The organism is Polynucleobacter sp. AP-Latsch-80-C2 (genome assembly GCF_018882185.1).
Lineage (GTDB): Bacteria > Pseudomonadota > Gammaproteobacteria > Burkholderiales > Burkholderiaceae > Polynucleobacter.
Genome location: NZ_JACVOY010000030.1, coordinates 1 through 948, shown reverse-complemented (window position 1 = coordinate 948; position 948 = coordinate 1). Strand labels below are relative to the sequence as shown.

The window sequence follows — 948 nt, the reverse complement described above, 5'->3', positions numbered from 1 at the left end:
GACAAGGATCGCCGTAATTGGCTGATCGCCACATCGGCGGTTGGTGGCGTAGGTGCAGCCGCAGCCCTTTACCCTTTTGTGGACAGTTTTGAGCCTTCCGAGCGCGCTAAAGCCGCCGGAGCCGCTGTTGAAATCGATATTACTGGTATGCAGCCAGATGAAATGAGAACGGTTGAATGGCGCGGCAAGCCAGTTTGGGTGGTTCGTCGTACCCCTGAGCAAGTTGCCGAATTATCCAAAATTGATAGCGAATTGGCTGATCCAAACTCATTGCGTGATCCAGCTCAATTCACCCCTCCATATGCCCAAAATCAGTGGCGCTCAATAAAGCCTGAGTATCTTGTGGTGGTGGGAATTTGTACTCACTTAGGGTGCTCCCCTAATGCCAAGTTTGAGGCCGGTCCTCAGCCATCGCTGCCAAATACCTGGCCAGGCGGCTTCCTTTGCCCATGTCATGGCTCCACATTTGATATGGCAGGCCGTGTATTTAAGAATAAACCAGCCCCAGATAACCTTGAAGTTCCGCCACATATGTATTTGAGCGATACCAAGATTCTGATCGGCGACGATAAGAAGGCTTAAGGAGAGATTAATGGCATTCCAAGAAAAACAAGTCCCAGCAGACGCCTCCGCAGCTCAAAAGTTAATGGCTTGGGTTGACTCACGTCTACCGGTAACAGAAGCATTTAAGCGTCACATGAGCGAGTATTACGCGCCGAAGAATTTAAATTTCTTCTACATTTTTGGTGCATTAGCTATCGTAGTATTGGTAAATCAGATACTTACCGGTATTTTCTTGACGATGAACTATAAGCCCGATGCTGCTAAGGCTTTTGAGTCAGTTGAATACATCATGCGCGAAGTGCCATGGGGCTGGATGATTCGCTATATGCACTCCACCGGCGCCTCTATGTTCTTTGTGGTGGTTTATATGCATATGTTCCGTGG

General features: G+C 48.6%; 1 protein-coding gene and 1 pseudogene. Both read left to right on the top strand.

The features are described 5' to 3' along the window. Window positions 1–582, top strand: a 582-nt coding sequence (gene petA, locus ICN47_RS12715) for a ubiquinol-cytochrome c reductase iron-sulfur subunit (protein ID WP_216220277.1), incomplete at its 5' end; no start/stop codon positions are given. Between the two features lie 10 nt (window positions 583–592). After that, window positions 593–948 (top strand): annotated as a pseudogene (locus tag ICN47_RS12710) (cytochrome bc complex cytochrome b subunit); the annotation flags it as partial.